General features: G+C 68.2%; 25 protein-coding genes. 14 read left to right on the plus strand and 11 right to left on the minus strand.

What is annotated here, in order from left to right; all coding sequences use genetic code 11:
• On the minus strand, positions 1–1,161 hold the full coding sequence (gene galK / locus AC1D1W_RS03260) for a galactokinase (RefSeq protein WP_476942928.1): 1,161 nt from the start codon (positions 1,159–1,161) through the stop codon (positions 1–3).
• 90 nt (positions 1,162–1,251) lie between these two features.
• Between galK and AC1D1W_RS03265 the strand changes: the two genes are divergently transcribed.
• The 4 genes from AC1D1W_RS03265 (at position 1,252) to AC1D1W_RS03280 (ending at position 5,586) form a co-directional block, all read left to right on the plus strand.
• Positions 1,252–2,229: an aldose 1-epimerase family protein gene (locus tag AC1D1W_RS03265; protein ID WP_476942929.1), complete on the plus strand. Its 978-nt coding sequence runs from the start codon at positions 1,252–1,254 to the stop codon at positions 2,227–2,229.
• 151 nt (positions 2,230–2,380) lie between these two features.
• Positions 2,381–3,694, plus strand: coding sequence for an AI-2E family transporter (locus AC1D1W_RS03270; protein WP_476942930.1), 1,314 nt, complete (start codon positions 2,381–2,383; stop codon positions 3,692–3,694).
• A gap of 21 nt (positions 3,695–3,715) precedes the next feature.
• A complete protein-coding gene (gene ilvA, locus AC1D1W_RS03275; RefSeq protein WP_028277367.1) occupies positions 3,716–4,954 on the plus strand; it encodes a threonine ammonia-lyase in 1,239 nt (412 codons plus the stop codon).
• A 5-nt stretch (positions 4,955–4,959) separates the two neighbouring features.
• Positions 4,960–5,586 (plus strand): rhomboid family intramembrane serine protease, encoded by a 627-nt coding sequence (locus AC1D1W_RS03280; protein ID WP_243180029.1) that lies wholly within the window; start codon positions 4,960–4,962, stop codon positions 5,584–5,586.
• 132 nt (positions 5,587–5,718) lie between these two features.
• Here AC1D1W_RS03280 and greA read toward each other — a convergent pair whose 3' ends face one another.
• Together greA and AC1D1W_RS03290 are read right to left on the minus strand one after the other, a co-directional pair.
• Positions 5,719–6,213 carry a transcription elongation factor GreA gene (gene greA / locus AC1D1W_RS03285; protein WP_028277369.1) on the minus strand — a complete coding sequence of 165 codons (495 nt, stop codon included), beginning with the start codon at positions 6,211–6,213 and terminating at the stop codon, positions 5,719–5,721.
• A 230-nt stretch (positions 6,214–6,443) separates the two neighbouring features.
• A complete protein-coding gene (locus AC1D1W_RS03290) occupies positions 6,444–6,896 on the minus strand; it encodes a DUF4307 domain-containing protein (protein ID WP_476942931.1) in 453 nt (150 codons plus the stop codon).
• A gap of 116 nt (positions 6,897–7,012) precedes the next feature.
• On the opposite strand from AC1D1W_RS03290, the gene mca reads away from it, so the two are divergent.
• The 4 genes from mca (at position 7,013) to AC1D1W_RS03310 (ending at position 11,341) form a co-directional block, all read left to right on the plus strand.
• Positions 7,013–7,918, plus strand: coding sequence for a mycothiol conjugate amidase Mca (gene mca, locus AC1D1W_RS03295; protein ID WP_476942932.1), 906 nt, complete (start codon positions 7,013–7,015; stop codon positions 7,916–7,918).
• 105 nt (positions 7,919–8,023) lie between these two features.
• Positions 8,024–8,362, plus strand: a complete 339-nt coding sequence (locus AC1D1W_RS03300) for a hypothetical protein (RefSeq protein WP_476942933.1) — start codon at positions 8,024–8,026, stop codon at positions 8,360–8,362.
• The gene (locus AC1D1W_RS03305) at positions 8,340–10,679 is read left to right on the plus strand and encodes a thioredoxin domain-containing protein (protein ID WP_476942934.1); all 2,340 of its coding nucleotides are present in this window, start codon (positions 8,340–8,342) and stop codon (positions 10,677–10,679) included. The genes AC1D1W_RS03300 and AC1D1W_RS03305 overlap by 23 nt, the downstream gene beginning before the upstream one ends.
• On the plus strand, positions 10,676–11,341 hold the full coding sequence (locus AC1D1W_RS03310; RefSeq protein ID WP_476942935.1) for an HAD family hydrolase: 666 nt from the start codon (positions 10,676–10,678) through the stop codon (positions 11,339–11,341). The genes AC1D1W_RS03305 and AC1D1W_RS03310 overlap by 4 nt, the downstream gene beginning before the upstream one ends.
• A gap of 126 nt (positions 11,342–11,467) precedes the next feature.
• On the opposite strand, the gene trhA is transcribed toward AC1D1W_RS03310, so the two are convergent.
• Positions 11,468–12,184 carry a PAQR family membrane homeostasis protein TrhA gene (trhA, locus tag AC1D1W_RS03315; RefSeq protein ID WP_253906810.1) on the minus strand — a complete coding sequence of 239 codons (717 nt, stop codon included), beginning with the start codon at positions 12,182–12,184 and terminating at the stop codon, positions 11,468–11,470.
• A 154-nt stretch (positions 12,185–12,338) separates the two neighbouring features.
• Here trhA and AC1D1W_RS03320 point away from each other — a divergent pair, with 154 nt between their 5' ends.
• Positions 12,339–13,100, plus strand: a complete 762-nt coding sequence (locus AC1D1W_RS03320; RefSeq protein WP_043436292.1) for an isoprenyl transferase — start codon at positions 12,339–12,341, stop codon at positions 13,098–13,100.
• 233 nt (positions 13,101–13,333) lie between these two features.
• Positions 13,334–14,773: a PhoH family protein gene (locus tag AC1D1W_RS03325; protein WP_476942936.1), complete on the plus strand. Its 1,440-nt coding sequence runs from the start codon at positions 13,334–13,336 to the stop codon at positions 14,771–14,773.
• 446 nt (positions 14,774–15,219) lie between these two features.
• On the opposite strand, the gene AC1D1W_RS03330 is transcribed toward AC1D1W_RS03325, so the two are convergent.
• Entirely contained in the window at positions 15,220–15,870 is a 651-nt protein-coding gene (locus AC1D1W_RS03330) for a GNAT family N-acetyltransferase (RefSeq protein WP_476942937.1), read from the minus strand.
• A gap of 48 nt (positions 15,871–15,918) precedes the next feature.
• Positions 15,919–16,746: a hypothetical protein gene (locus AC1D1W_RS03335; protein WP_476942938.1), complete on the minus strand. Its 828-nt coding sequence runs from the start codon at positions 16,744–16,746 to the stop codon at positions 15,919–15,921.
• Between the two features lie 58 nt (positions 16,747–16,804).
• Here AC1D1W_RS03335 and AC1D1W_RS03340 point away from each other — a divergent pair, with 58 nt between their 5' ends.
• Positions 16,805–17,362 (plus strand): prepilin peptidase, encoded by a 558-nt coding sequence (locus AC1D1W_RS03340; RefSeq protein ID WP_476942939.1) that lies wholly within the window; start codon positions 16,805–16,807, stop codon positions 17,360–17,362.
• Positions 17,363–17,490: 128 nt separating this feature from the next.
• Here the strand turns inward: AC1D1W_RS03340 and AC1D1W_RS03345 are convergent, their stop codons facing one another.
• Together AC1D1W_RS03345 and AC1D1W_RS03350 are read right to left on the minus strand one after the other, a co-directional pair.
• Positions 17,491–19,206 carry an MDR family MFS transporter gene (locus AC1D1W_RS03345; RefSeq protein ID WP_476942940.1) on the minus strand — a complete coding sequence of 572 codons (1,716 nt, stop codon included), beginning with the start codon at positions 19,204–19,206 and terminating at the stop codon, positions 17,491–17,493.
• Positions 19,203–19,919, minus strand: a complete 717-nt coding sequence (locus AC1D1W_RS03350; RefSeq protein ID WP_476942941.1) for a TetR/AcrR family transcriptional regulator — start codon at positions 19,917–19,919, stop codon at positions 19,203–19,205. The genes AC1D1W_RS03345 and AC1D1W_RS03350 overlap by 4 nt, the downstream gene beginning before the upstream one ends.
• 184 nt (positions 19,920–20,103) lie before the next feature.
• Here AC1D1W_RS03350 and AC1D1W_RS03355 point away from each other — a divergent pair, with 184 nt between their 5' ends.
• A complete protein-coding gene (locus AC1D1W_RS03355; RefSeq protein WP_459384191.1) occupies positions 20,104–20,772 on the plus strand; it encodes a VWA domain-containing protein in 669 nt (222 codons plus the stop codon).
• A gap of 102 nt (positions 20,773–20,874) precedes the next feature.
• Here AC1D1W_RS03355 and AC1D1W_RS03360 read toward each other — a convergent pair whose 3' ends face one another.
• The 3 genes from AC1D1W_RS03360 to AC1D1W_RS03370 form a co-directional block, all read right to left on the minus strand.
• On the minus strand, positions 20,875–22,311 hold the full coding sequence (locus AC1D1W_RS03360; RefSeq protein WP_028277381.1) for a class II fumarate hydratase: 1,437 nt from the start codon (positions 22,309–22,311) through the stop codon (positions 20,875–20,877).
• Between the two features lie 71 nt (positions 22,312–22,382).
• Positions 22,383–22,997: a carbonic anhydrase gene (locus AC1D1W_RS03365; protein WP_028277382.1), complete on the minus strand. Its 615-nt coding sequence runs from the start codon at positions 22,995–22,997 to the stop codon at positions 22,383–22,385.
• Between the two features lie 9 nt (positions 22,998–23,006).
• Positions 23,007–23,723, minus strand: a complete 717-nt coding sequence (locus tag AC1D1W_RS03370) for a DUF4245 domain-containing protein (protein ID WP_439954115.1) — start codon at positions 23,721–23,723, stop codon at positions 23,007–23,009.
• Positions 23,724–23,936: 213 nt separating this feature from the next.
• On the opposite strand from AC1D1W_RS03370, the gene glpX reads away from it, so the two are divergent.
• Entirely contained in the window at positions 23,937–24,959 is a 1,023-nt protein-coding gene (gene glpX, locus AC1D1W_RS03375) for a class II fructose-bisphosphatase (protein ID WP_028277383.1), read from the plus strand.
• 150 nt (positions 24,960–25,109) lie between these two features.
• The gene (galE, locus tag AC1D1W_RS03380; protein WP_243179952.1) at positions 25,110–26,081 is read left to right on the plus strand and encodes a UDP-glucose 4-epimerase GalE; all 972 of its coding nucleotides are present in this window, start codon (positions 25,110–25,112) and stop codon (positions 26,079–26,081) included.
• The last annotated feature ends 65 nt before the right edge of the window (positions 26,082–26,146 follow it).

Consider the following 26,146-nt stretch of genomic DNA (forward strand, 5'->3'; position numbering starts at 1 on the left):
CTAGGCCAGCCGCATGGCTCCGGCCGCGGGGCTGACGCTGAAGATCTCCGGCGCGGCATACCCGGCCCGGGCGAAGGCACGTTCGACGGCGGAGCGCACCTGCTGCGCCGATCCCGCCGGGGTCAGGGCGATCGCGGAGCCGCCGAAGCCGCCGCCGGTCATGCGGGCGCCGACCGCGCCGGCCGACCGCGCCGTGTCCACGGCAAGATCCAGCTCCGCGCAGGAGATCTCGAAGTCATCGCGCATCGAGGCATGGGACGCGTCGAGCAAGGGGCCGATGGCGGCCGGGCCCCGGGTGTCCAGCAGCTCCACCGTCTGCAGCACGCGCTGGTTCTCGGTGACAACATGCCGGAGCCGGCGGAAGGTCTCCTGGTCCAGAAGCCCGCTGGCCTCCTCGAGGTCCTCGAGCCCGACGTCGCGCAGCGCCCGCACGCCAAGGACCTCGGCGGCGAGTTCGCACGATTCCCGGCGGGCCGCATACCCGCCGTCGGCGTGGGAATGGGAAACCCGGGTGTCGACAACCAGCAGCACCAGTCCCGCGGCATCGGCGTCGAACGGCACCAGCCGGACACTCTGGTCCCGGCAGTCGAGGAAGACGGCGTGGCCGGCCGTGGCCCGGAGCGAGGCGGATTGGTCCATGATGCCGGTCGGCGCGCCGACGAAGTCATTCTCTGCCCGCTGGGTGGCCAGGACCATGTCCTGTACGGAGAGGCCGGCGTCCATGAGCCCGTTCAGCGCCGAAATCACGGCGCATTCGATGGCGTGGGAGGACGACAGGCCGGCCCCTCGCGGAACCTCGGAATCCAGGAGCAGGTCCACGCCGGGAACCTGAAGGCCCCGCTGCTGCAGCGCCCAGATGACCCCGAGCGGGTACTTTGTCCAGCCCCTGGCACTGGCGCGGGCCAGCGAGCCGGTCTCCGCGGTGGTCAGCCCCTGGTTGCCGAACGTGGAGAGCATCCGCACCGTGGAATCCGGCCGGACCCGGACGGCAACCCGGGCCGCCCGGTCGATGGCGAACGGCAGGACGAAGCCCTCGTTGTAATCGGTGTGCTCGCCGATGAGGTTGACCCGCCCCGGTGCCTGCCACACGCCGTCGGGCCGGGCGCCGAAGACCGTCTCAAACCGGGCGGCGAGCCCGCGGCCGTCCAGGGGTTGATTCATGGCCTGGCTCCTGCGCTGCTGGAAGTCATGGGTCCAAGGTATACGGGTTCGCGGGGTTGTTTGTGTGGTGCGGGCTGTACGGTGGTCACCATGGATCTCTCAGCGACACCCCCGGCATCCGGCACTGTATCCGCCGCCAATGACACGATGCGCAGGTACGCGTCCGGCCGGCAGTACGAGCTCCGGCGCGGCGACGCCCTGGCAGTCGTCACCGAACTCGCCGCCGGCCTGCGGCTCTACAGCCGTGGAGACACCGCCCTGACGGAAACCTACGGGGATGCCGACATCGCGCCCGGCGCCACCGGAATCACGCTGGCACCCTGGGCCAACCGGGTGGAGGACGGCGTCTGGCACCTCAACGGCAAGAAGCTGCAGCTGGACATCACCGAGGTCTCCCGCAATAACGCCAGCCATGGTTTGCTGCGGAACTCCTCCTACGATCTCGTGGACGAGGATCAGTTCTCCGTAACCCTGGAGGCGGCGGTTTTTCCGCAGCACGGCTACCCGTTTCTTCTGCGGCACCGGGTCCGCTACGAACTGGCCGAGGACCTGGGGCTGGTGGTGCGCCAAACCCTGATCAACGACTCCCAGGACAGCGCGCCGTTCGTGCTCGGCGCGCACCCGTACCTGCGGCTGGGCGATGTGCCCAGCGAGGACCTCACCGTGAGTGTGGACGCCCGGACCAGGCTGGTCGCCGACGGCCGCCTCATCCCGCGCAGCAGTGAACCGGTCAGCGGCGACTTCGATCTGCGCGGCGGGCGGCCGGTGGGGACCCTGGACCTCGATACGGCCTACACGGACCTGGAGTTCGACGGCGGCGTCGCCCGGCACACGCTGCGCGCACCCGACGGGCGGACGGTGAGCCTGTGGCAGGACGCGAGCTGCGGGTACGTCCATGTCTTCGTGACGACGGAATTTCCGGGCCGGTCGAAGGCGGTCGCGATCGAGCCGATGACCGGTCCCGCCAACGCGTTCAACAGCGGCGAGGGCCTGCGCTGGCTTGCGCCGGGGGAGCAGTTCTCCATGACCTGGGGCATCTCCGCCTCGCTGACGGCCGCTGCCGGCTGACGCTGTGGGCTGACCGGGCGGCCTGACCCCATGAACGGCCCCCGGGCCGGTGCCTCGGCCGTCGCCCCGTGCCTGGGCCGTAGCCCGGTGCTGGTTGCCGGTTGCTGGTTGCTGGTTTCCTATTGGGCGTCGCCTACGGAATCATGGGGCTATGACGCCAGCTGAGGACGCCGCACCTGCCACAAGCCCCTCCTATTCCGCGGCCGGGACCGGGTCACGCGCCGGGGCCCGGGCACGGACCGACCGGGAGATCGACCAGGACATTCCCTACGGCGTGCGGATCGCCGCCGCCTGGGCGTGGCGCGGCGGGCTGATCCTGCTCGTAATCGGGCTGCTGGTCTGGCTGCTCAGCCACGTCAGCTTCCTCATCATCCCCGTGATGGTGGCCGCCCTCCTCTCGGGGCTCCTCAGCCCCGCAGTGCGCTGGATGGCCAACCGGCGCGTGCCCAAGGGGCTCGCCGTCGCCATCACGGTGCTCGGCTTCATCGGCCTCATCGTCGGTGCCCTGACCCTGGTCGGGCGCCAGCTCATGCAGGGCTTCGGCGAACTGTGGTCCCAGGCGCTCACGGGCGTGCAGCAGGTACAGACCTGGCTGTCGGAAGGCCCGCTGCACCTGACGGCCGCCCAGATCGATAAGTACCTCGAGGACGCCACCGCTGCCCTGCAGAACAACAGCAGCAGCATCCTCAGCGGGGCTCTGACGTTCGGGAGCACCGCCGGGCACTTCGCCGCCGGCCTGGTCCTGGCGCTGTTCATCCTGATCTTCTTCCTGCTCGAAGGCGACAGGATCTGGGCCTTCCTCGTCAGGCTCATGCCCCGGAAGGCGCGCCGGGCCACGGACGGCGCGGGCCGCCGCGGCTGGACATCCATGGTCAGCTACGCACGCATCCAAATGTTCGTCGCCTTCGTGGACGCCGTGGGAATCGGCGTCGGCGCCGCCATCATCGGCGTGCCGCTCGCGCTGCCGCTGGGCGTGCTGGTCTTCCTCGGTTCGTTCATCCCGGTGGTCGGCGCGCTGTTCACCGGCGCGATCGCCGTGCTGCTGGCGCTGGTCGCCAACGGGCCCGTCAACGCCCTCATCATGCTGGCGATCGTGCTCGGCGTCCAGCAGCTCGAAAGCCACATCCTGCAGCCCCTCGTCATGGGCAAGGCCGTCTCCCTCCACCCCGTCGCCGTGATCCTGTCCGTCGCGGCCGGCTCCTACCTCGCCGGGATCCCCGGCGCCTTGTTCTCCGTTCCGATCCTTGCCGTAGCAAACTCGTCGATTCGCTACATTGCGGGCAGAACGTGGGAACATGATGAAGTGTTGGCAACCGCGGGAGCCGGGGGCGGTTCTGCCCCCGAACCCGGCGCAGACACCACCTTCACAGACGTCCACCTGCCGGGCGCAAACCCCGGCGGCGAGGGCGCCGCACCCAACAGCGGTGCTCCGGGCAGCGATGCCGGACGGGGCACCGACGCCTGATCCAAAGAAGGAGAACAGTTCGTGAATACCCTTGAGAGCCTGCCCGTCACGCTGGACGATGTCCTGGAGGCGCAGAAGCTGCTCGACGGGATTATTACGCGGACGCCCGTGGAATCATCGCGGGCCCTCGGCAGCACGGTCGGCGGCGAGGTCTTCCTCAAGTGCGAAAACCTGCAGCGCGCCGGCTCCTTCAAGGTCCGCGGCGCCTACGTGCGAATGGCCAAGCTCTCCGACGCCGAAAAGAAGCGCGGCGTCGTGGCGGCCTCTGCCGGAAACCACGCCCAGGGCGTGGCTGTCGCAGCCAAGAGCCTGGGCATCAAGGCCCGGATCTACATGCCGCTCGGCGTCGCATTGCCCAAGCTCGCCGCCACCCGCAGCCACGGCGCCGAGGTGGTGCTGCACGGCCACAACGTGGACGAGGCGCTGGCGGAAGCCAAGCGCTATGCCGATGAAAGCGGTGCCGTCTTTGTCCACCCCTTCGATGACGTCGACGTCGTCGCCGGCCAGGGGACGGTCGGGCTGGAGATCCTTGAACAGGTCCCCGACGTCGACACCATCCTGATGGGTGTCGGTGGCGGCGGACTCCTCGCCGGCGTTGCCGTCGCGGTGAAGGCGCGCGCCAAGGAACTCGGCCGCGAGATCCGCATCATCGGCGTCCAGGCTGAAAACGCCGCCGCCTATCCACCCTCGCTCGCAGCCGACGCCCTCGTCCCGCTCAAAAAGGTCTCCACCATGGCCGACGGCATCGCCGTCGGCCGGCCGGGCCAGCTGCCGTTCAGCATCATCCGCGAGCTCGTCGACGACGTCGTCACCGTCAGCGAGGACGCCCTGGCCCGGGCGCTGATCTTCCTGCTGGAGCGCGCCAAGATGGTGGTGGAACCTGCCGGTGCCGTCGGCGTCGCGGCGCTCATGGAAGGCAAGATCGAAAATCCCGGAACCGTTGCCGTGGTCCTCTCCGGCGGCAACATCGACCCCATGCTGATGCTCAAGGTCATCCAGCGCGGCCTCTCCGCCGCCGGCCGGTACATGACCGTGCGGATGATGCTGGACGACCGTCCGGGCTCGCTGGCCACGATCGCCCGCATCATCGCCGAGAACGACGCCAACGTCACGGGCCTGGACCACACCCGGGTGGGCGGCTCCATCAGCATGGGCGACGTCTCCATCACCGTCAACCTGGAAACCAAGGGCCACGAGCACTGCAGCCAGGTCCTGGCGGCGCTGCGCGCCGAGGGTTTCCAGCCGATCGTGGTGCACTAGGGGCCATGGTGATGGACTCGTTTGGGGGCGGGGAGCCGCAGGAGGGGGAGACCACCGCGGTGCGGGCCCGCCGGGGACTGCTGGTGGTCGGCTCCTTCGTGGTGCTGCTCTACCTGATCGAGATCCTCAACACCGCACTGTTCCACTCCCTGAACCGCACTTTCGGGCTGCGGCCGCGCAGCCTGGACGGGATCCTGGACATCCTGACCTTTCCGCTGCTGCACTCCAGCCTGGCCCACCTGATGTCCAACACGCTTCCGTTGATCATCTTCGGCTTCCTCGTGTTCCTCTCCGGGCACCGGGTGTTCATCACCGCACTGGCCGCCAGCTGGCTGGCATCCGGGCTCGTGGTGTGGCTCATCGGCGGCGCCAGCGTCACCGTGGGCGCCTCCGGGCTGGTGTTCGGGCTCTTCGCGTTCCTCCTGGTCCGCGGCTTCATCAACCGGAACTGGTGGCAGATCGCCCTGTCCGTGGTGTTGTTCATGGCCTACGGCGGCATCCTGTTCGGAATCCTGCCCACCGTGGCCAGTTTCGTCTCGTGGCAGGCCCACCTGGGTGGGGCTATCGGCGGCATCACAGCCGCGCTGCTGCTGAGCACCAGGCGTCCCGGGGCGCTGCCCGCGGGACGCTGACTACCCGGGTAGAGGACACCTCCGGGGACTCCGGCCAAACCGGCCGGCCCCAGCAGCCCCCGCCAACGGGCGGAAAACACGACGCCGGTCTCCCCGCGAGGGGAGACCGGCGTCGCTGTTATGTCGCTGGTGTCAGCCGGCGTACGGCTTGGCGGAGATGATCTCCACCGTGATGTCCTTGCCGTTCGGGGCGGTGTAGCTGAGCTTGTCGCCCTCCTTGTGGCCGACGATGGCCGCGCCGAGGGGGGACTTCTCGCTGAAGACATCCAGGTCCGAGTCGCCGGCAATTTCGCGGGAGCCGAGCAGGAAGCTCTCCTCGTCGCCGGCAATCCTGGCCACGACGATCATGCCGGGCTCCACGATACCGTCGTCGGCCGGGGCCTCCCCGACGTGGGCGTCCCGGAGGAGCGCAGTGAGCTGGCGGATGCGGGCCTCGATCTTGCCCTGCTCCTCCTTGGCAGCGTGGTAGCCACCGTTCTCCTTGAGGTCGCCCTCCTGGCGCGCCGCTTCGATCTTCTGGACGATTTCTGCCCGGCCGGGGCCGGAAAGGTTGTCCAGCTCTGCCTTCAGGCGGTCAAAAGCTTCCTGGGTAAGCCAAGCCGCAGTTGCGCTGTTGGTGGTAGACACGGACTTCTCCTTTGGGTGGTCATACAAGCAAAGACCCCGCCACGGTGGCCACTTTTATGACGCAGTAACCAGCTCAGCGGGGGAAAGGTATTGATCCATTGTAGTCAATCCTGTGGATAAACCAAAGAGGACTGCGGCGTGGATCACACGGTGTTACAGGCGGTGTCCCAGGCGGCCTCGGACGGCTTCACTGTGTGCCCGCCCGGCACTTGCCGCGGCCTGTGGTCCCGTTATTGTCCGGCGTCGGTAATCCAGCAGCTGTCCACGACGGCGGAGACCGCCTGGGATTCCGTGCGCAGCTGGGCGCGGTGGGCTGTGGTGCGTCCGCCGTCCGTGCCGGCATCGGCCGCGTTCGGCCCGATGTCCACAACCTTCCAGCCGACAATCGCGAACTTCGAGTCCATGGCCTTCACAGCGCATTTCGCCTCCGCTGCCGGGTCCTTCGTGACCTGGAAGTCGATTTCCGTGACCGTGGCGTCGGGGGTGCTGTAGCCGACATCCTTGTAGTTGACGCCGCCGATGGCCGCCGACGTCGAGACCCAGGCCAGAAAGGCAATGCCCACGGCGAGGGCGGCGATCAGGATGTTGCGTTTGACCTTGCGGGACAGCGCGCGCTTTTGGCCGCCGTAACGATTGGATAGGCTGTTAGGTGCCGGCGCGGCAGGCTGGTCCTCGGAAGTCACCAGTCCAGTTTAGTGTGGATCGGACCGAAATATTTCCGGCTGGCCGCACAGACCAAGCCGCACACCAACAGACGCACCCAACAGGGCAGCACAGCAGAAAGAGGAGCCGTCCCACGATGACAGCATCCCCCCGCCCGTCAGCACCGCTTCGTCTGCTGGCGGTCCATGCTCATCCCGACGACGAATCCAGCAAGGGTGCCGCCACGATGGCGATGTATGCCGCCGCAGGCGTGGAAGTCCTGGTGGCCACGTGCACCGACGGCTCCCGCGGCGACATCCAGAACCCCGCGATGGAGGGGCAACCGCACCCCAAACGCGACATGGCCGGGGCACGCCGGCTGGAGATGGACGCCGCCGCGAACGTCCTCGGCATCCGGCAGCGCTGGCTCGGCTTCGTCGATTCCGGGCTGCCGGAGGGCGACCCCCTGCCGGCCCTGCCGCCCGGGTGCTTCGCCCTGCAGCCGCTGGAGCGGGCGGCCGCGCCGCTGGTCCGGCTGGTCCGGGACTTCAAGCCCCACGTGATCCTCAGCTATGACGAGAACGGCKGCTACCCGCACCCGGACCACATCATGGCGCACCGGGTGGCCGTCGAGGCCTTCGCGGCGGCCGGCGATCCTGCCCGGTATCCGGACGCCGGGGAGCCCTGGGAGCCCAGCAAGCTCTACTACGACCGCGCCTTCAGCCCGGACCGTTTCCGTGCCCTCCACTCCGCGCTGGAGGAGGCCGGCCTGCAGTCCCCGTATGCCGAGCGGCTCGCTGCGTGGCTGGAAGCGGACGCCGAGGGGCATACCCCGCCGCCGCCGACACACGCCACCACAACCCAGGTCGAGTGCGGCGATTTCTTCGAAGCCCGCGACGACGCACTCCGCTCACACCGGACCCAGGTGGACCCGGAAGGATTCTTCTTCGCGGTCTCCTCGGCCATGCAGCGCAAGGTCTGGCCGTGGGAGGACTACTCCCTGATCGAATCCCGGATCCCCGTAGATCTGCCCGAAACGGACCTCTTCGCCGGGCTAAGATAGAGACGAAAGGGCTCTTCTATCCAGTGTAGAAAAGATGCTGTAGACAAAGCACTGTAGAAGAGTCACCGCAGTAAAGACACCCAGTTCCACAGAAGGTTCCCCACCGTGCATTCCTTGCTCATCGCCCTCGCAACAGCCCCGGCGCCGACCCCTACGCCGTCGCTGCGCCCGGGCCTGTCCGAGGACCAGGTCACCCCGGGTCTGCTGGGCTTCCTGCTGACAGCCTTCATCGTGGTGTTGACCGCGCTGCTGATCGTGGACATGGTGCGGCGCATCCGCCGGGTCCGCTACCGTGCCCWGGTGGAGGCCGAACGTGAGGCCGCCGGGGACGCCGGATTCCCTGCCGACGGCACCGCCTTCCCCGCCGACGGCGGGGTTTCCCGGTCCGACGGCGCGGTTAACCGGCCGGAAGTCAACGGCGATGCGGGACCCGGAACCCGCTGACCGCGGATTCCCCAACCCGCCGTCCGGGGCCTCGAATGCCCTGGCGGCGGAACCCTCTGCGTACCTGCGCCAGCACGCCGGCAACCCCGTGCACTGGCAGCCGTTCGGTGACGCGGCCTTCGCCGCAGCTGCCGCCCGGGACGTGCCGGTGTTCCTCTCAATCGGCTACGCGGCCTGCCACTGGTGCCACGTCATGGCCCATGAATCCTTTGAGGACCGGGACACCGCCGACTACCTGAACGCCCACTTTGTCTCCATCAAAGTGGACCGCGAAGAGCGCCCTGACGTCGATGCCGTCTACATGACAGCGACGCAGGCGATCAGCGGCGAGGGCGGCTGGCCGATGTCCGTCTTCCTCCTGCCCGATGGCCGGGCCTTCCATGCCGGCACGTACTACCCGCCCCGGCCCATGCCGGGCCGGCCGTCCTTCCGGCAGGTCCTTGAAGCCGTGAACGAGGCCTGGACGGAACGCCGCGGCGCCGTCGAGGCCAACGCCGACACCCTGGCGCGCGGCATCGCGGCGTCCCAGCCGGCAGCCGCCCTGCATCTGCACGGGCCGCCCGAGGCCCTGGACGCGGCGCTCCTTGCCGAAGCCGTCACCGCCCTCTCCGGCGCCGAGGACCGGGCTCACGGCGGCTTCGGCGGCGCGCCGAAGTTCCCGCCCGCGGCCGTGCTCGAATTCCTGGTCCGTCACGCCGCAGTGCCCTCGGACAGCATGCCGCCGGCAGCCGCTCCGGACACCGCGGGCCAGGAGACCGCGGACCTGGACGCAGGGGGCCAGGACTCCGCGGACCTGGACGCAGGGGGCCAGGACTCCGCGGGCCTGGAGACCGCCACGGCGGCCCGGGACATGGCCGGTCGGTGCCTGGCAGCAATGTCCCGCTCGGCGTTGTTCGACCAGCTCGACGGCGGCTTCGCCCGCTATTCGGTGACGGCGGACTGGTCCGTTCCGCACTTCGAGAAAATGCTCTACGACAACGCCCAGTTGCTGCGCGTCTATGTCCACTGGGTCCGGCTGGGCGGCACGCCGGAGTACCCGGCGGCCGAGGCCGCCGGAATTGCCGGACTTACCGCCGACTGGCTCCTGGCCCGCCTCGGGCTGGCACCTGCGACGCGCCCGGCGCCAGGACCGGCTCCAGCCCCTGTGGCGGGCCCTGCGGCGGAACCGGACACCGGGGTCGTGGCCCTGGCATCGTCGCTGGACGCCGACACGGTCGTCGACGGCGTGCACGCCGAAGGGGCCAGCTACCTGTGGACTCCCGGCGGCCTTGAGTCGCTCCTGGGCCCGGCCGACGGCGCCGCCGTGGCTGCCCTCATGAACGTCCGAATGCCCGGAAGCGTGAGCGCCGGCGGTTCGCCGCTGCATCCGGGCCGGGAGATGTCCGGCGGGGACGCCGCGCTGTGGCAGCGGGTGCGCCCGCTGCTGGCGCAGGCACGCAGCAACCGGCCCCAGCCCGGCCGGGATGACAAAGTGGTGGCGGGCTGGAACGGACTGGCCGTCGCCGCCCTCGCCGACGCCGGCGCCGTCCTGGCACGCCCGGAGCTGGTGGCCGCGGCGGAGCGGATCGCGGACTATCTTGAGCGCGTGCACTGGCGGCCCGCGGCGGATGGCCCCGGCAGGCTCATGCGCGTCTCCCACGACGGAGTGGCGCGGGGAATCGGCGGTTTACTGGAGGACTACGCCTTGTGCGCCGAAGGGCTGTTCGCGCTCCATGCGGTTACCGGGCACACCCGCTGGTACGGGCTGGCCGAGGCCATTCTGGACGCCGCCTGCAGGCGGTTCGCGGCCGACGGCGGCCTGAGGGACGCTGCGGGGGAGTCCGCGCAGGTCACGGCCGCCCAGGGCGGCCGCGACGGCCTGGAACCGTTCGACGGCGCCACCCCCAGCGGCGCCGCCGCGCTGGCCGGTGCCCTGCTGACCCACTCGGCCCTCTCCGGCTCGTCCGAACACCGCACCCTGGCGGCCAGCATCCTCGCCCTGCTGCTTCCTCCGCTTGCGGGCCAGGCACCCCGCGCCGCCGGCTGGCTGCTCGCGACCGCCCAGGCCGCCCTCGCCGGTCCCATCGAGGCCGCCGTCGCCGGACCGGACACCCCGGAACGGGCCGTGCTGCACCGGGAGCTGCTGCTCTCGGCCAGCCCCGGGCTGGTGGTCGCGGTCCAGGACGACGGCGCCGCCCGGCCAGTACCCCTGCTGCAGGGCCGCGGCGCGGGCCCGGACGGCGCCCCGCAGGTGTTCCTGTGCCGCGGCATGGTCTGCGGCCTCCCTGCGACTTCCGTCGAAGAAATGCGCGGGCAGCTGGCTAGGATGTCCTCATGACTGGTCAGGACGGCTTCGAGCTGGTGGTGTTCGATTGTGACGGTGTGCTGGTGGATTCCGAGGTGATCGCCATCCGGGTGGACCAGCGCGTGCTGGCCGATCTCGGCTGGGAGCTGGAACTCGATGACATCGTGGAACGGTTCGTCGGAAAGTCCGAGGCGCACTTTGTGGCCGCCGTCGAACAGCAGCTCGGGATCCGGCTGGCCGACGGCTGGGACCGCGACTACGGTCGCTGGTACCAGGAGGCGTTTGAACGTGATCTCGAGGCCGTTGACGGGATCGAGGACGCCCTGGACCGGCTGTCTCTGCCGCACTGCGTCGCCTCCAGCGGCAGCCACGAAAAGATGCACCGGACCCTGGGCAAGACCGGGCTGCTAAGCCGTTTTCAGGGCCGCATCTACAGCGCCACAGAGGTGGCCAACGGCAAACCCGCGCCGGACCTGTTCCTCCACACCGCGGCGGACCAGGGCGCCGCTCCCGGGCGGTGCGCCGTCGTCGAGGACAGCGCCTACGGCGTCCAGGCCGCCAGGGCGGCGGGAATGCACGTCTTCGCGTATGCCGGAGGTGTCACCCCGGCTTCCCGATTGGCCGGTCCCGGAACCACCGTCTTTTCAGACATGCGGCTGCTGCCCGGGCTCATTGCGGCAGGGCATCCCGGCTGAGCCGGGGGCCAACCCCTGACGCCGGAATTCCCCACCATTGAGGCCGGCGCCCGGCGTGCCGGGCCGGACTGCCGGCGAGTCCCGGCGTCGCAGTTTCAAAGGTGGGGAGAATCAGCGCAGCCGGCGTCAGCCCAGGACCGCGATGGCAATGGCGATGTAGTGCGCGGCGAAGGCAAAGACCGTCAGCGCGTGGAAGAGTTCATGGAAGCCGAAGTGTTTGTAGCTGAAGTTCGGCTTCTTCAGCGCATAGAACACGGCTCCCGTGATGTACAGGATTCCGCCGACGCAGATCAGCACCGCCGAGGCAGCGTTGGCGGCGAAAAAGTCCGGCAGGTAGAACAGCGAGCCGCAGCCGAGGGCGATATAGATCGGCACGTAGAGCCACCGCGGGGCATTGGTCCACAGCAGGCGGAACAGCACGCCGAGGATGGCCCCGGACCAGATCACCCAGAGCAGCACTTCGGCTTGCTGCCGGTCCAGCAGGGCCCAGGCGAGCGGCGTGTAGCTGCCGGCGATCACCAGCATGATGTTCGTATGATCCAGCCGCTTCAGGACGATCTTCACGCGCGGTGACCAGTTCCCGCGGTGATAGACGGCACTGACGCCGAACAGCAGGACCCCGGTAACGGCATAGACGGCGCAGGCCACCTTGAGGTCCGGCGGCGCCAGGATCACCAGCACCAGCCCGGCGGCCAGCGCCAGCGGGGCGGTGACGGTGTGGATCCAGCCCCGCCATTTGGGCTTGATCATCAGCAGTTCAGCCAGGCGCACCGCGGCGTCGTCCACCGGGGTTGCCCGCTTCGCCGGAGGCTCCGGCCGGGGCTCCGGACTGTTGCTTTCCATGCCGTAATAATAACCTACGCCATAGTAAGTTACCGGTGAGTAGCAAGTCGTCCGGGGTTGTCCTGTGACGGAGCTGCACCCGGCACGGCCCTCCGGCAGGTAGCCTAGGATGTGCACTGAACAAGTACCTCAAGGAAGCCAGGTGAATCTCCGGATGGAAATGCCCGGATTCCTCTACGGCTTTTACGAGCGCAAGCTCCAACGCTCCCTCGATCCTGAACGGATCCCGCGCCACGTCGGCGTCATGGTCGACGGCAACCGGCGCTGGGCGCGCCAGTTCAACGCCCCCACGAGCCAGGGCCATCAGGCCGGTGCGGACAAGATCCACGAATTCCTCGGCTGGTGCCAGGAGCTGGGCATCAAGGTGGTCACCTTGTATATGCTCTCTACGGACAACATGAACCGCTCCGGCGAGGAACTCGACCTCCTGATGGGCATCATCGCCAACACCCTGGACCGGCTGGACGAGGACGCCAATATCTCGGTGCACGCCATGGGCGCCCCCGAACTGCTGCCGGACTACCTCGCCGAGCGGCTGAACAACCTGACGGCGCGCACGCCCGCGCAGGAGAGGCTGCATGTCAATGTCGCCGTCGGCTACGGCGGACGGCGGGAGATTGTCGACGCCGTCCGGGAACTGCTGCACGACGCCGTCGCCCGGGGAGCGGACATCGGACAACTGGCCGATGAACTCACCGTGGATGACATCTCGCGCTTCCTCTACACCCGGGGCCAGCCGGATCCGGACCTGGTGATCCGGACCTCCGGGGAGCAGCGGCTGTCCGGATTCCTCATGTGGCAGAGCGCGTACAGTGAGTTCTACTTCTGCGAGGCCCTGTGGCCGGCGTTCCGCAAGGTGGATTTCCTGCGCGCCCTGCGCGACTACGCCGGCAGGCAGCGCCGCTTCGGCGCCTGAGCGGTTCACGCGGAATTCACAAGACGGCAACAAGAATCGCCGAAAAATTATCGGACAAACCGGCCCCCGGAGACGTACGTTAATCCCATCGGCAGGCAATTCGCCGGCCGATCGGGGAGGCCAGTACATGGAGCGGATTTTCGCACCGGGTGTATGGGAGGCCGCGTCCGGCCTCCAGGCCGAGCCGCCTCACCAATAACAATTCCGGGCATTGCCCCGGGGCTGGAGTCGATGTGGCTATTTCTGAGCAACTGCCCGACGTCATTTCCGATCAGGGACAGAAAGCTACCTCTCGCGCCAAGCGAGCCACCTCAAAGACCGGTGCAGCGGATTCCGCGGCGGCCGGTCTTGCTGTTTCCGGGGAAGGAACAGGGAGCCGGGGCACGGCCCGCAGTTTCGTGATCGATACCTCCGTCCTGCTCTCCGATCCGCGGGCCCTCCTGCGCTTCGCCGAGCACGAGGTCATCCTGCCGATCGTTGTCATCACCGAGCTCGAAGGAAAGCGCCACGACCCGGAGTTGGGTTACTTTGCGCGCAAGGCCCTCCGGCTGCTCGATGACCTGCGGCTCGAGCACGGCGGCCTGGACCGTCCCATCCCGCTGGGCCCCGACGGCGGCACGCTCATGGTGGAGCTGAACCATATCTCCGCCGAGGTGCTGCCCGCCGGGTTCCGCGGGGTGGACAACGACAGCCGCATCCTCGCGGTGGCCAAGAACATGGCCAACGAGGGCCGCGACGTGACGGTGGTGTCCAAGGACCTGCCGATGCGCGTCAAGGCCTCGGCCATGGGGCTGCTGGCCGACGAGTACCGCAATGAGCTCGTCAAGGACTCCGGCTGGACCGGCGTCGCCGAGTTCGACGCGGGCGAGGACGAGGTTGCCACCTTGTACGGGCACGAGCCGGTATTCATCCCGGCCGCGGCCGAGATGCCGACCAACACCGGGCTGGTTCTGCTGTCCAGCCGCGGCTCGGCCCTCGGACGGGTAGGGGCGGACAAACAGGTCCGGCTCGTGAAGGGCGACCGCGACGTCTTCGGACTCCACGGCCGCTCGGCCGAGCAGCGGTTGGCGATCGACCTCCTGATGGACCCGTCGGTCGGCATCGTGTCCCTCGGCGGCCGGGCCGGCACGGGCAAGTCCGCACTGGCCCTGTGCGCCGGGCTCGAAGCCGTCCTGGAGCGCCGGGAGCACCGCAAGGTGATCGTCTTCCGGCCCCTGTACGCGGTGGGCGGCCAGGAACTCGGCTACCTGCCCGGGTCCGAAGCGGAAAAGATGAACCCGTGGGCGCAGGCGGTCTTTGACACCCTGGGCGCGCTGGTCAGCCAGGAAGTGGTGGAGGAAGTGATGGACCGGGGCATGCTTGAGGTCATGCCGCTGACGCACATCCGCGGACGCTCCCTGCACGACGCATTCGTGATCGTCGACGAGGCACAGTCCCTGGAGAAGAATGTGCTGCTGACAGTGATGAGCCGGATCGGCCAGAACTCCAAGATCGTCCTGACCCACGACGTCGCCCAACGGGACAACCTGCGGGTCGGACGGCACGACGGCGTGGCGGCCGTCGTCGAGACCCTGAAGGGACACCCGCTGTTCGGCCACATCACCCTCACCCGCTCGGAGCGCTCGCCGATCGCAGCCCTCGTGACGGAACTGCTGGAGGGGGCGGAGATTTAGGCCATCACCCTCCTGCCGAAGGGCCGTGGTCCGGTTCGCCGGACCACGGCCCTTCGCTGTGGTTGGGTTTGCCGTGGTTGGGTTCGCCGGGCAGCGGCGTCCCGCCGTCGCTTAGACACCTCCCGTCGCTGCGCTGCGGTCGCTGGGCGACCTTCGCTTCGCTTTGGTCGGCGATGCGCTCCTTAGCGGGACACCGCTGCCCCGCGATGCTGAGACGCCCACCAGCCGGGTCGCTGTCTTTCGTAGAGGAGCGCATCGCGGCGCATCGGATCCCCGGAGGTCGCCCAGCGACCGCAGCGGGTCCCATGCGTCGTGTCTAAGCGACGGCGAAAGGTGGCGGTCCGGCGAACCCAACCACGGCACCCACAACCACGGCAACCCAGCGACGGGAAGCGACAGGAGGCGTCTCAGCGACGGCGGGGGGCCGCTGCCCCGCTTGGGGGCTGCTACTGGTGGATGCCCAGGTACTTCGCGAAGGCTTCGTGGCCTTCGACGCCGAGATCCCAGTCGGGGCGTTTGAAGGTGGCGGGGGTGAGACGGACGTTTTGGACCTCCTGGGCCTTGCCGCCCCAGGCGGCCCGGGTGACGCCGTTGAGCTCGTAGCCGAGGGAGCGTGAGACGCCCAGGGACTGCTGGTTCCAGGCGGCGGCCTCGGATTCCGCCACTTCGGCGCCGAGCCAGTCGAAGGCATAGAGGGCGACGGCGGCCCGCATCTCCTTGCCGAAGCCCTGGCCGTGCACGCTTTGCCGCAGCCAGGAGCCCGTGGTGACCGTCTTCAGCGTGGCGAAGTCTTTGGCCGCGATGTCCTGGCATCCGATGAACTCGCCCTCGTGCCAGATGCCGAGCAGGAGTGTCCAGTCCTGCGGTGTCATGTTCCCGCGGCACCGCCAGTACCACTGCGCCATGTTCGGGCCGAGCTCCTCAGCGGGGGATTCGGCCCAGGGCCTGCTGAAGGGGCTGCGGCCAGGCTCGTGCACGCCGCTCAGGGCGGCTGAGACCGCGGCCGGAATGTCCGCGTCGCGGATGGGGCGCAGCTGAAGGCGCGGCGTGGTCAGGCCCAGGCCGAAAGGGGGCCAGTAGTCGGCGGGTTCAGTCATCGCAGGAAGCTTAGCGGGGCCGGCGGGCGGATGCGAGTCACGGCCGGGCTACTCCGCGGGGACGTCCCAGCTGATGTGGCGCCGGACGTCCGTGAGGTTCATCGATTCGGCCAGGAACAGGTCATCGAGCATGTATTCGTCGACGCCCAGGATGCGGAGCCAGTGCCCGTAGCCGTCCTGCTCCGAGCCGGTCCCGGGCGCGTCCAGCCAGCGGCTCGCAACGCAGACGCCCGTGCCGGCGTCAATCCTCAGCAGCGTGCGTCCCGGACGGCACAGCGGGGCTCCGGGATCGGCGGGACGGTAGGAGAGGTTCGGGCTGACCGTCGATTCCAGGGCCGGCCGGCCCTCGTGGTCTACCTCCGTGATGGGGCCAAGCTCCACGGCGTTGGAGTTGGGGAACTCCAACGGGACGGGGGCGTTCCCCGCAAGCTCGACCGGGTCCAGGACGGCGGCGAACCTGCCGTTGCCGAACGACGGCTCGCCATAAGCTGCCTCCGGGCGGCGGCGCACCAGCCCGTCGTCGTCGTACACCGGCGTAACCAAGTGCGGGGGCAGGAGCCAGGTCTTCCTCGTGGAGCTGATATAGAAGCCGCCGCGGGAATCATTGATGCCGGTGGTGCTGCCGATGACCAGGCCGTCGGCAGTCTCCAGCCGCAAGGCACCGGGCCGGCGCAGCCACCCCCTGACGAGGTCGCCGGGGGAGGGGGCCGCCGGGGACCCCGAGGAACCCGTGAGCGGCCGGTCCAGGTACTCGAACCTCAGCGACTGCCACTTCCAGGGCGATGACCGGCACAGGTTCCGGAAGGCCGCGGCCTTCTCCGCCGGGCCGCGGGGCGCGTCCGGCCCGCGCCGGTTCGTGCTGTCCCATGCGGCCATATCCACAGTTTACGCGCGGGGACCGCCGGGCCGGACGAATATCAAGTAGCATCCGAGGGTGATCGAACGACTCGGCATCCTGGGCGCCGCCAACCCGCTGGCTTTCTGGCTTGCCCTGGCTGCGTGTGCGTATTTCTTCGTGATGGCCGTTCGGCTCACGGTCATTGACGTCCGGCACCACCTGCTCCCGGACAGGATCGTCTTTCCCTCCTATGGGATCGCCGGAGTCCTTCTGCTGGGGGCGGCGGCCAGCCAGTTGCTTCCCGGCGGGCAGGACGTGGCCGGCACAGCGGACGCCGGGGCATTCGGCATTCCGGGTCTCCGTGTCCTGGCCGGCGGGGCAGCCCTCTGGCTCTTCTACTTTCTCCTGCACGCGGTCTATCCGCCGGGAATGGGATTCGGCGACGTGAAGCTCGCGGGCGTCCTGGGAATGTACCTGGGATTCCTGGGCTGGGGGCACGTCATGGCGGGGACCTTTGCGGCGTTCGTCCTCGGCGGGCTGTGGAGTCTCGGATTGCTCGCCGCGCGGCGCGGGACGCTGCAGTCGGCCATTCCCTTCGGGCCCTTCATGCTGGCCGGCACGGCCGCCGCCATGATGCTGCCCACGGCCGGATAGGCTGACGGCACGGCCATCCCGGCCTGCCGGCGCTGACCGGCCCGGCACGCGGCAGGGGCGCCGCACCCCCAAAGGTTGCGGCGCCCCTGCCGGCACTCACCGGCTGCTGCCGGGCCGTTTCCGGACCGTCAGCCGCGCAGGCGGGTGAGCTCGTCGTCGTGGCCGGACCCACCGGTGTTGCCGTGGGCTGAAAGCCCTTCCGGTCCCGTGGGCTCCGCGGCGTCGGCGGCGTGGCGGGCTGCCGCCCGTTCCGCCTCGAGCCGCTCGGCTTCCTCGCCGCCGACTGCTTCGCCGCGGGCCACCATGCCGGCGGTGTCCGACAGGGGGATCTGCTTGAGGGTCAGGGCCAGGATCAGGGCGATGACCAGGAACGGCAGCAGGTACCAGAAGACGGGGGCGAGCGAGTCAGCGTAGGCGTTGACAATCGCGTCCTTGAGCTGCGCCGGGAGCTGGCTGAGGACCTGGGGGTCCATCGTCCGGGTGGACTGCGACGCCTGCTCAGCTGAGGCCCCGGCGCCGGTAAAGGCATTGGTCAGGGACTCGGAGAGCCGGGTGGTAAAGAAGGAACCGAACACCGCGACGCCCAGGGAGGCGCCCACCTCGCGGAAGTAGTTGTTGGTGCTCGTGGCCGTGCCGATCTGGTCCGCCGGCACCGAGTTCTGGACCACCAGGACAATCACCTGCATGATCGAGCCCAGGCCGGCGCCGAAGACGAACAGCTGCACGCAGATGACCCAGATGGGCGTGGCGGCCGTGAGCGTGGTCAACCACAGCATTGCCGCGATGGTCAGGATGGCCCCGAGGATCGGGAACATCTTGTACTTGCCGGTCTTGGAAATGCGGATGCCGGAGAAGATGGCCATGCCCATGAGTCCCACCATCATGGGCAGCATCAGCAGGCCGGATTCGGCGGCCGAGGTCCCGGAGGACATCTGCAGGAAGGTCGGGACGAAAGCGATCGCCGCGAACATACCCAGCCCGAGGGTGAAGCCGATCGCGGTGGAGTTCACGAAGATGCGGTTCTTGAACAGGCTCAACGGAATGATGGGGTCCTCGGCCCGGCGCTCCACCAGGATGAAGGCCGTAGCGGCGAGCACCAGCCCGGCGCCGAACGCCCACGTCAGCGGCGAATCCCAGCCCTCGTCCTTCTTGCCGCCGAAGTCGGTGAAGAAAATCAGGCACGTGGTGGCCGCGGAGAGCAGCAGCACGCCCAGGACGTCGATCCGCTTCTCGGCCTTCTTGTTCGGCAGCGTCAGGGTGAACCAGGCGATGGTGAACGCGGCGATGCCGATCGGGATGTTGATGTAGAAGGCCCATTCCCAGGTCAGGTGGTCCACGAAGAAACCGCCCAGCAGCGGTCCGGCGACGGCGGAGAGGCCGAAGATTGCGCCCAGCGGGCCCATGTACTTGCCGCGCTCCTTGGCCGGAACGATGTCGGCGATGATGGCCTGGGACAGGATCATCAGGCCGCCGCCGCCGAGGCCCTGGATGGCGCGGAAGACCACGAAGCCCCAGAAGTCCGTGGCGAGGGCGCATCCGACGGAGGCGAGGGTGAAGAGGCCGATGGCGATGAGGAACAGGTTCCGGCGGCCCAGGATGTCGCCGAACTTTCCATAGATGGGCATGACGATGGTGGTGGCGAGCAGGTAGGCCGTGGTGATCCAGGCCTGGTGTTCCACGCCGCCGAGCTTGCCGACGATCGTGGGCATGGCGGTGGAGACGATGGTCTGGTCAAGGCTGGAGAGCAGCATGCCCGCGATGAGGGCGGAGAAGATGATCCAGATGCGTTTCTGGGTCAGCAGCAGCGGCTCGGCTGCTGGCTTGGTGCTGACGGCGGCGCTCATTGCGCTCCTTCGGAAGGGTTGGGCTGGACAGTATTTGACTCGACTCCGTCGAAGTGGACTGTGTCGAACTGGGACATGGTGAACGGCAGGGAGAAGAGCATGCGGGCTGCTGCAATGTTTTCCAGCAGCAAGTCCTGGTAGGGGCGGGCGTTGCCCTCGGAGAAGTAGTCGGCGCTGGTTTTCCTGGCGACGTTTCCGAGGAGGACCACGGCCATGCGGACTACGGGATGATCGGCAGGTACGCCTTCCCTGGCCGCGAGCAGCCGGGCGAAGTCGGCCTCACGTTCCTCGGTGGCGCCGATGATCTTCAGCATCAGCTGGGGCTCCTTCTTGATCACCCCGATCAGCTGGCGGGTCTCTTCCTCGGAGCCGCTCATCCGCTCCGACAGATCAAGGGACAGGCGCACGAGGTCGGCGAGGAGTGAGGCCGAGATTTCCCCGGCGGGCGAACCCGCGCCGCCCGCCATGAACCGGGCCACCACCTCTTCGGGAAAGTCGTCGTCGACGTGGCCCAGGATCGCATCTTCCTTGGCAGGGAAGTAGTTGAAGAAGGTCCGGCGGGAGATGCCCGCGCGCTCGCAGACTTCCTCCACGGTGTAGCCGCTGAGGCCGCGTTCGGCGGTCAGGGAACGCGCGACGGCGGTGATCGCCGCCCGTGTTGCGGCCCGCTTGCGCTCGCGGAGGCCGCCCGAAGTAATTGCACTGTTTCCCATAGAGTGTATTTTTGCACTCAAACATAAATAGTGCAAAAGTTACTGTGGCCTGTCGGGGTTGTTTGGGCTGTTGCCGGCAATAATGTCGCTGCCCGGCCGTAGCCTGCTCCTGTCCAGCCATACCGCTGGCAACAGGTGGCCCGCGACGAGGCAGAAGCGCCGTCGGGGCCGGAAATGGGGAAGCATGACAGATTCAGCCCTGACGCACGTGTACGTCCTCCTGGACCGTTCCGGGTCGATGAGTGCCATCGCCGATGACACTGTGGGCGGGTTTGCGGCGTTCATCCGCGAACAGCGGGCAGTGGCGGGCCGGTGCCGGCTGTCGCTGGCGCAGTTCGATGACACCTACGAGCGCGTCTACGCTTCGGTGGACATCCAGGACGTGCCGGCCCTGGACCTGCAGCCGCGGGGCAGCACCGCCCTGCACGACGCCATGGTCCGGCTGATCGGCGAAGCGGGTGCGGAACTGGCGGCCCTCCCGGAGGATCAGCGCCCCGGCACTGTGCTGGTGGCCGTGCTGACGGACGGCCACGAGAACTCCTCGCGCGAGGCCACGGGCGAGCTGGTCAAGGCCCTGGTCCAGCGGCAGCAGAGCCAGTGGGGCTGGCAGTTCACGTATTTGGGCGCCAACCAGGACGCCGTATTGACCGCCGGCGGCCTCGGCATCCGCGCCGAAGACGCCCTGACCTATGCCGCCGGGAACGTCGATGCTGCCTTCTCCGTCCAGTCCGCCAAGACGCGGCGGTTGCGGGAGGCACGGATCGGCGGTGCCAGCATGGCGGATGCCGCGGCCGCGGCGGCGTACACGGCGCAGGAGCGGGAGGCCGCCGGCGGGGAACCGCCCAGGGTCTAAGTTCTGACCTGCGGTGCAAACATGCCGACGGCCGGCACCCTTCCAGAAAGGATGCCGGCCGTCGGCGGTTGTACTCTTCGGGGGCGGCGCCGCCCGGAGCCGTTAGGCCTTGTGCGGCGGGCGCGTCATGGACATGACGTCCAGGGCGGTGTCCAGCTGCTCTTCGGTCAGTTCGCCGCGCTCGAGGAAGCCCATGGAGACGACGGTCTCACGGATGGTCAGGCCCTCGGCCACGGCCTTTTTGGCGATCTTGGCCGCGTTCTCGTAGCCGATGAACTTGTTCAGCGGGGTCACAATCGACGGCGAGGCCTCGGCGAGGAAGCGGGCGCGCTCGACGTTGGCGGTGATGCCGTCGATCATCTTGTCGGCCATGACGCGGCTGGTGTTGGCCAGCAGGCGCACGGATTCAAGGAGGTTGGCGGCCATGACCGGGATGCCGACGTTGAGTTCGAAGGCGCCGTTGGTGCCGGACCACGCGATGGCGGTGTCATTGCCGATCACCTGGGCGCAGACCATGATGGAGGCTTCGCAGATGACGGGGTTGACCTTGCCCGGCATGATCGACGAGCCCGGCTGCAGGTCCGGGATGGCGATTTCGCCGAGGCCGGTGTTGGGGCCGGAGCCCATCCAGCGCAGGTCGTTGTTGATCTTCATGAAGGAAATCGCGATGTTGCGCAGCTGGCTGGACGCTTCGATGAGGCCGTCGCGGTTGGCCTGGGCCTCGAAGTGGTCGCGGGCCTCGGTCAGGGGCAGTCCGGTGTCGGCCGCCAGCAGTTCGATCACTCGCTCCGGGAATCCGGCCGGCGTATTGATGCCGGTGCCCACGGCGGTTCCGCCGAGTGGGACCTCGGCGACGCGGGGGAGGGCGGCGTTGATGCGCTCGATGCCGTAGCGGACCTGAGCGGCGTAGCCGCCGAACTCCTGGCCCAGCGTGACGGGGGTGGCGTCCATGAGGTGCGTGCGGCCGGACTTCACGACGTCCTTGAATTCGGTGGCCTTGCGTTCCAGCGACTCCGCCAGGTAGCCGAGGGCCGGGATCAGGTCATTGATCAGGGCGGACGTGGCGGCGACGTGGACGGACGTGGGGAAGACGTCATTGGAGGACTGCGAGGCGTTGACGTGGTCGTTCGGGTGGACAACCTTCTCGCTACCGGCGGACTTCAGGGCCCGCGAGGCGAGCTCGGCGAGGACCTCGTTGGTGTTCATGTTCGAGGACGTCCCGGACCCGGTCTGGAAGACGTCAATCGGGAAGTCGCCGTCGTACTTGCCGGCCGCAACCTGGTCGGCTGCGTCGGCAATCGCCTGGGCGAGCTCGCCGTCGAGCACCCCCAGTTCTGCGTTTGCCTGGGCGGCGGCCTTCTTCACCCGTGCCAGGGCTTCGATGTGGGCGCGCTCCAGCGTCTTGCCGGAGATCGGGAAGTTCTCGACTGCCCGCTGCGTCTGTGCGCGGTACAGGGCGTTCACGGGAACGCGGACTTCGCCCATCGTGTCGTGTTCAATGCGGAACTCTTCGGTGTTCAACTCATCTGTGGAAGTCATGGGGCTAGCTTATTGGGAGTAGGAGTCCCACCGAAAACCGTGAGCAGGCTGCGACGGCCGGGCGCCGGGGTTTACAGCCTGCCGATGCTGGAAACGAGATCGGCCCGGCCGTCAGCCAAGCTGTAGGCGAGGCCGATCACGGCGGTGCGGCCGCTGTCGACTGCGCCCGAAATCACCCGGGAACTGTCCACCAGCCGCTGCGAGGTCTGCTTGACGTTCTCAACCACCATGTCGTTGACGTCGGTCTGATTGTTACGCAGCGAGGTCAACACGGACGGGGTGATCCGCTCCACCAGGCTGCGGATGAAACCGACCGGCATCTGGCCGGTTTCCACGGCGTTCTTGGTTGCGGTGACAGCACCACAACTGTCGTGCCCCAGGACGACGATCAGAGGGACGTCCAGTTCGCTGACGCTGTATTCCAGCGAGCCAAGCACGGCGTCGTCGATCACCTGGCCGGCGGTGCGGACCACAAAGGCGTCCCCGAGGCCGAGGTCGAAGATGATTTCGGCGGCAAGCCTGGAGTCGGCGCAACCGAAGATCACCGCGAAGGGGTGCTGGTTTTCAACCAGCGACGAGCGTCGCGACGCGTCCTGGTTGGGGTGTGATGACGTGCCGGCGACAAAACGCTTGTTGCCTTCACGGAGACGCTGCCAGGCGAGTGCGGGAGTCAGATAAGTAGCCACGTGGCCACTTTACGGTGAAGGGCTGGCTGAAGGTGAAACTGTTGCGCCCGGCGTGCTGGACGATGCCCCGGCGGGCGGATTGCTTTCGAGTGACTTCACCACGGCGGTGGCCAGGGCGGAGAACTCCTCCAGCGTCGCGGATCCGGAGAGGATGACGGTGGTGCCGCGATCAGTCAGCACCATGGATTTCTCGCCCTTGCCGGTGTCGCGCAGTTCCCAGTCGCGGCCGCCGGCGTTGCGGGTGCCGGTCACGGGAGCGTTCTTGGTCTGCTGCAGGAGCCAGGTGGGGTTGGCCGTGCGGGTCTGCACGAGGGCGATGAAGGATTCCTTGGGCGTCAGGTAGCCGACTTCCCAGGCGGGGACGCCGCTGCCGGCGCCGGACTCCCAACGGGCGTAGTTGGCGCGGAATGTGTCGCCGGTATCGGCCGCCACGGGTGTGAATCCCGCCACACCCGCCGCGTTCTGCGCGGTGGCGCTGACATTGACGTTGGGCCGGTAACCGTCGGTCTTCGGAGAAGGATTCATGAGGACGATCGGCAGGAACGCGGCGATGCTCACCACCAGGGCGATGATCATGCCCATCACGGAGGCGTTGGCGCGTTTGGCCGCCGCGGCGGCGATGACGGGCTTCACGGGGGGCTGTCCGGAAGGGTCCGGGCCTGCCGCGGGGGAGCTGCCAGCCGGCGAACCGGGGGCGGCGGGGGAAGCGTCCTGCAATTCACTCACCCCTCTATAGTCGCGCATGTCCGGGCCGATCTCACATTCGCGGCGCAGCGGCCCCTCCGACGGTGAAGTGCGTCACGCGCCGGACATCCCATGACCTTGCGGGCCCGCCCCGACTATGATCAATATCAGACGAATCACCGCGACGGATCGATCCTGGCCGTACGGGTTCAACGACCGCCACTCGAAGAAGAGGTTCACGTGACACCAGCGCCCATGTCCCAGAAGTACTCCACGCTTTCCCCCTCGCTCGCCGTCGGGATCGATGAGCCTGACCGCAACCTCGCGCTGGAACTTGTCCGCGTCACGGAAGCCGCGGCCATCGCCGGCGGCCACTGGGTGGGTTTCGGCGACAAGAACAAGGCCGACGGCGCCGCCGTGGACGCCATGCGCTCCTTCCTGCAGACCGTGCACTTCAACGGCGTCGTTGTCATCGGTGAAGGCGAGAAGGACGAAGCCCCGATGCTGTTCAACGGCGAGCACGTCGGTGACGGCACCGGGCCCGAGTGCGACGTCGCCGTCGACCCCATCGACGGAACCCGGCTGACTGCCCTTGGCATCAACAATGCCCTGGCGGTCCTGGCCGTGGCCGAACGCGGCTCTATGTTCGATCCCTCTGCCGTGTTCTACATGGAAAAGCTCGTCACCGGCCCGGAAGCGGCCGACATGGTGGACCTGCGCCTGCCGGTCAAGCAGAACCTGCACCTGATCGCCAAGGCCAAGGGCGTCAAGGTCAACCAGCTCAACGTCATGATCCTGGACCGCGACCGGCACCGCCCCCTCGTGGAGGAAATCCGCGAAGCCGGCGCCCGCACGAAGTTCATCATGGACGGCGACGTCGCGGGGGCCATCGCCGCTGCGCGTGCCGGCACCGGAGTCGACGCCCTCATGGGCATCGGCGGAACCCCGGAAGGCATCGTCGCGGCGTGCGCCATCAAGTCCCTCGGCGGCGTCATCCAGGGCCGCCTGTGGCCCACGAGCGACGAAGAGAAGCAGAAGGCGATCGACGCCGGCCACGATCTGGAGCGCGTGCTCTCGACCAACGACCTCGTCTCCAGCGACAACTGCTACTTCGCGGCCACYGGCATCACCGACGGCGACCTCCTCAAGGGCGTCCGCTACTCCAAGGACAAGGTCCTCACCCAGTCCATCGTGATGCGCTCCAAGTCCGGCACGATCCGCTTTGTCGACGGCGAACACCAGGCCAGCAAGTGGGAAGGCTACGCCCGCAGGAGCTAGCACCTGAACGGCAACACTGAACTGCACGATAGAGCACAGCGAATCCCGGGCCGCCTCCGCGGTCCGGGATTCGTCGTCTTAAACCAGGTGCATGATGATGTGTATTGCGGTGGGGCGGCCGGGGCCCGTGGGATTAGATAGGGTGGAGCCATGACGTGGCTCGTAACTGGCGGTGCAGGATATATCGGTTCTCATGTGGTTTCCGCTTTGCGCGGTGCCCGGATCCAGCCGGTGGTGATTGACTCCCTCTCCAGCGGGCACCGTGAGTTCGTGCCGGCCGATGTGCCGTTCATCCATGGCAGCATCCTCGACGCCGACCTCGTGGCCCGCACGCTGCGGGAGCATGCGGTGACCGGGGTGATCCACCTGGCCGGTTTCAAGTACGCCGGGGTTTCCGTCCAGGAGCCGCTGCTGACCTATGAACAGAACGTCACGGGCACCGCGCAACTGCTCAAGGCCATGGAGCTCAGCGGCGTCGACAAGCTGGTGTTCTCCTCGTCCGCGGCTACCTACGGCACGCCCACCGGCGACATCGTCACCGAAGCGACGCCCACCAACCCGGAATCGCCCTACGGCGAGAGCAAACTCATCGGCGAGTGGCTGATCCGTGACCAGGGCCGGGCCCGGGGCCTGAACCACACCTCGCTGCGGTACTTCAATGTGGTCGGCTCAGGTGCGCCCGAGCTTTACGACACCAGCCCCCATAACCTTTTCCCGATCGTGCTGCGGGCGCTCACGGCCGGTAAGACGCCGCGCATCAACGGCATCGACTACAACACGCCGGACGGCACCTGCGTGCGCGACTACGTGCACGTGGCCGACCTGGCCACCTCGCATGTGGCCGCCGCCCAGGCGCTCGAGGCGGGCAAGCCGCTGGAGCGGGTGTACAACCTCGGATCCGGGGACGGGCTGTCCGTGCGCCAGATCATGACGGCGATGGCCGACGTCACGGGGATCGATTTCGAACCCGAAATCGGTCCGCGGCGGGCGGGGGATCCGGACCGGATCGTGGCCGACGGCACGCTGGCTGCCCGCGATCTCGACTGGAAGATGCGGCACTCCGTGGACCAGATGGTGGCCAGCGCCTACGACGCCCAGCGGCACGCCATCACGGCCAACTAACGCCCGCCACCAACACCGGCCACCGGGGCACGCCGGCCCGGCTGGCCGGGGTGACCCGGTAGCCG

This window comes from Arthrobacter sp. P1_B4, from assembly GCF_056406555.1.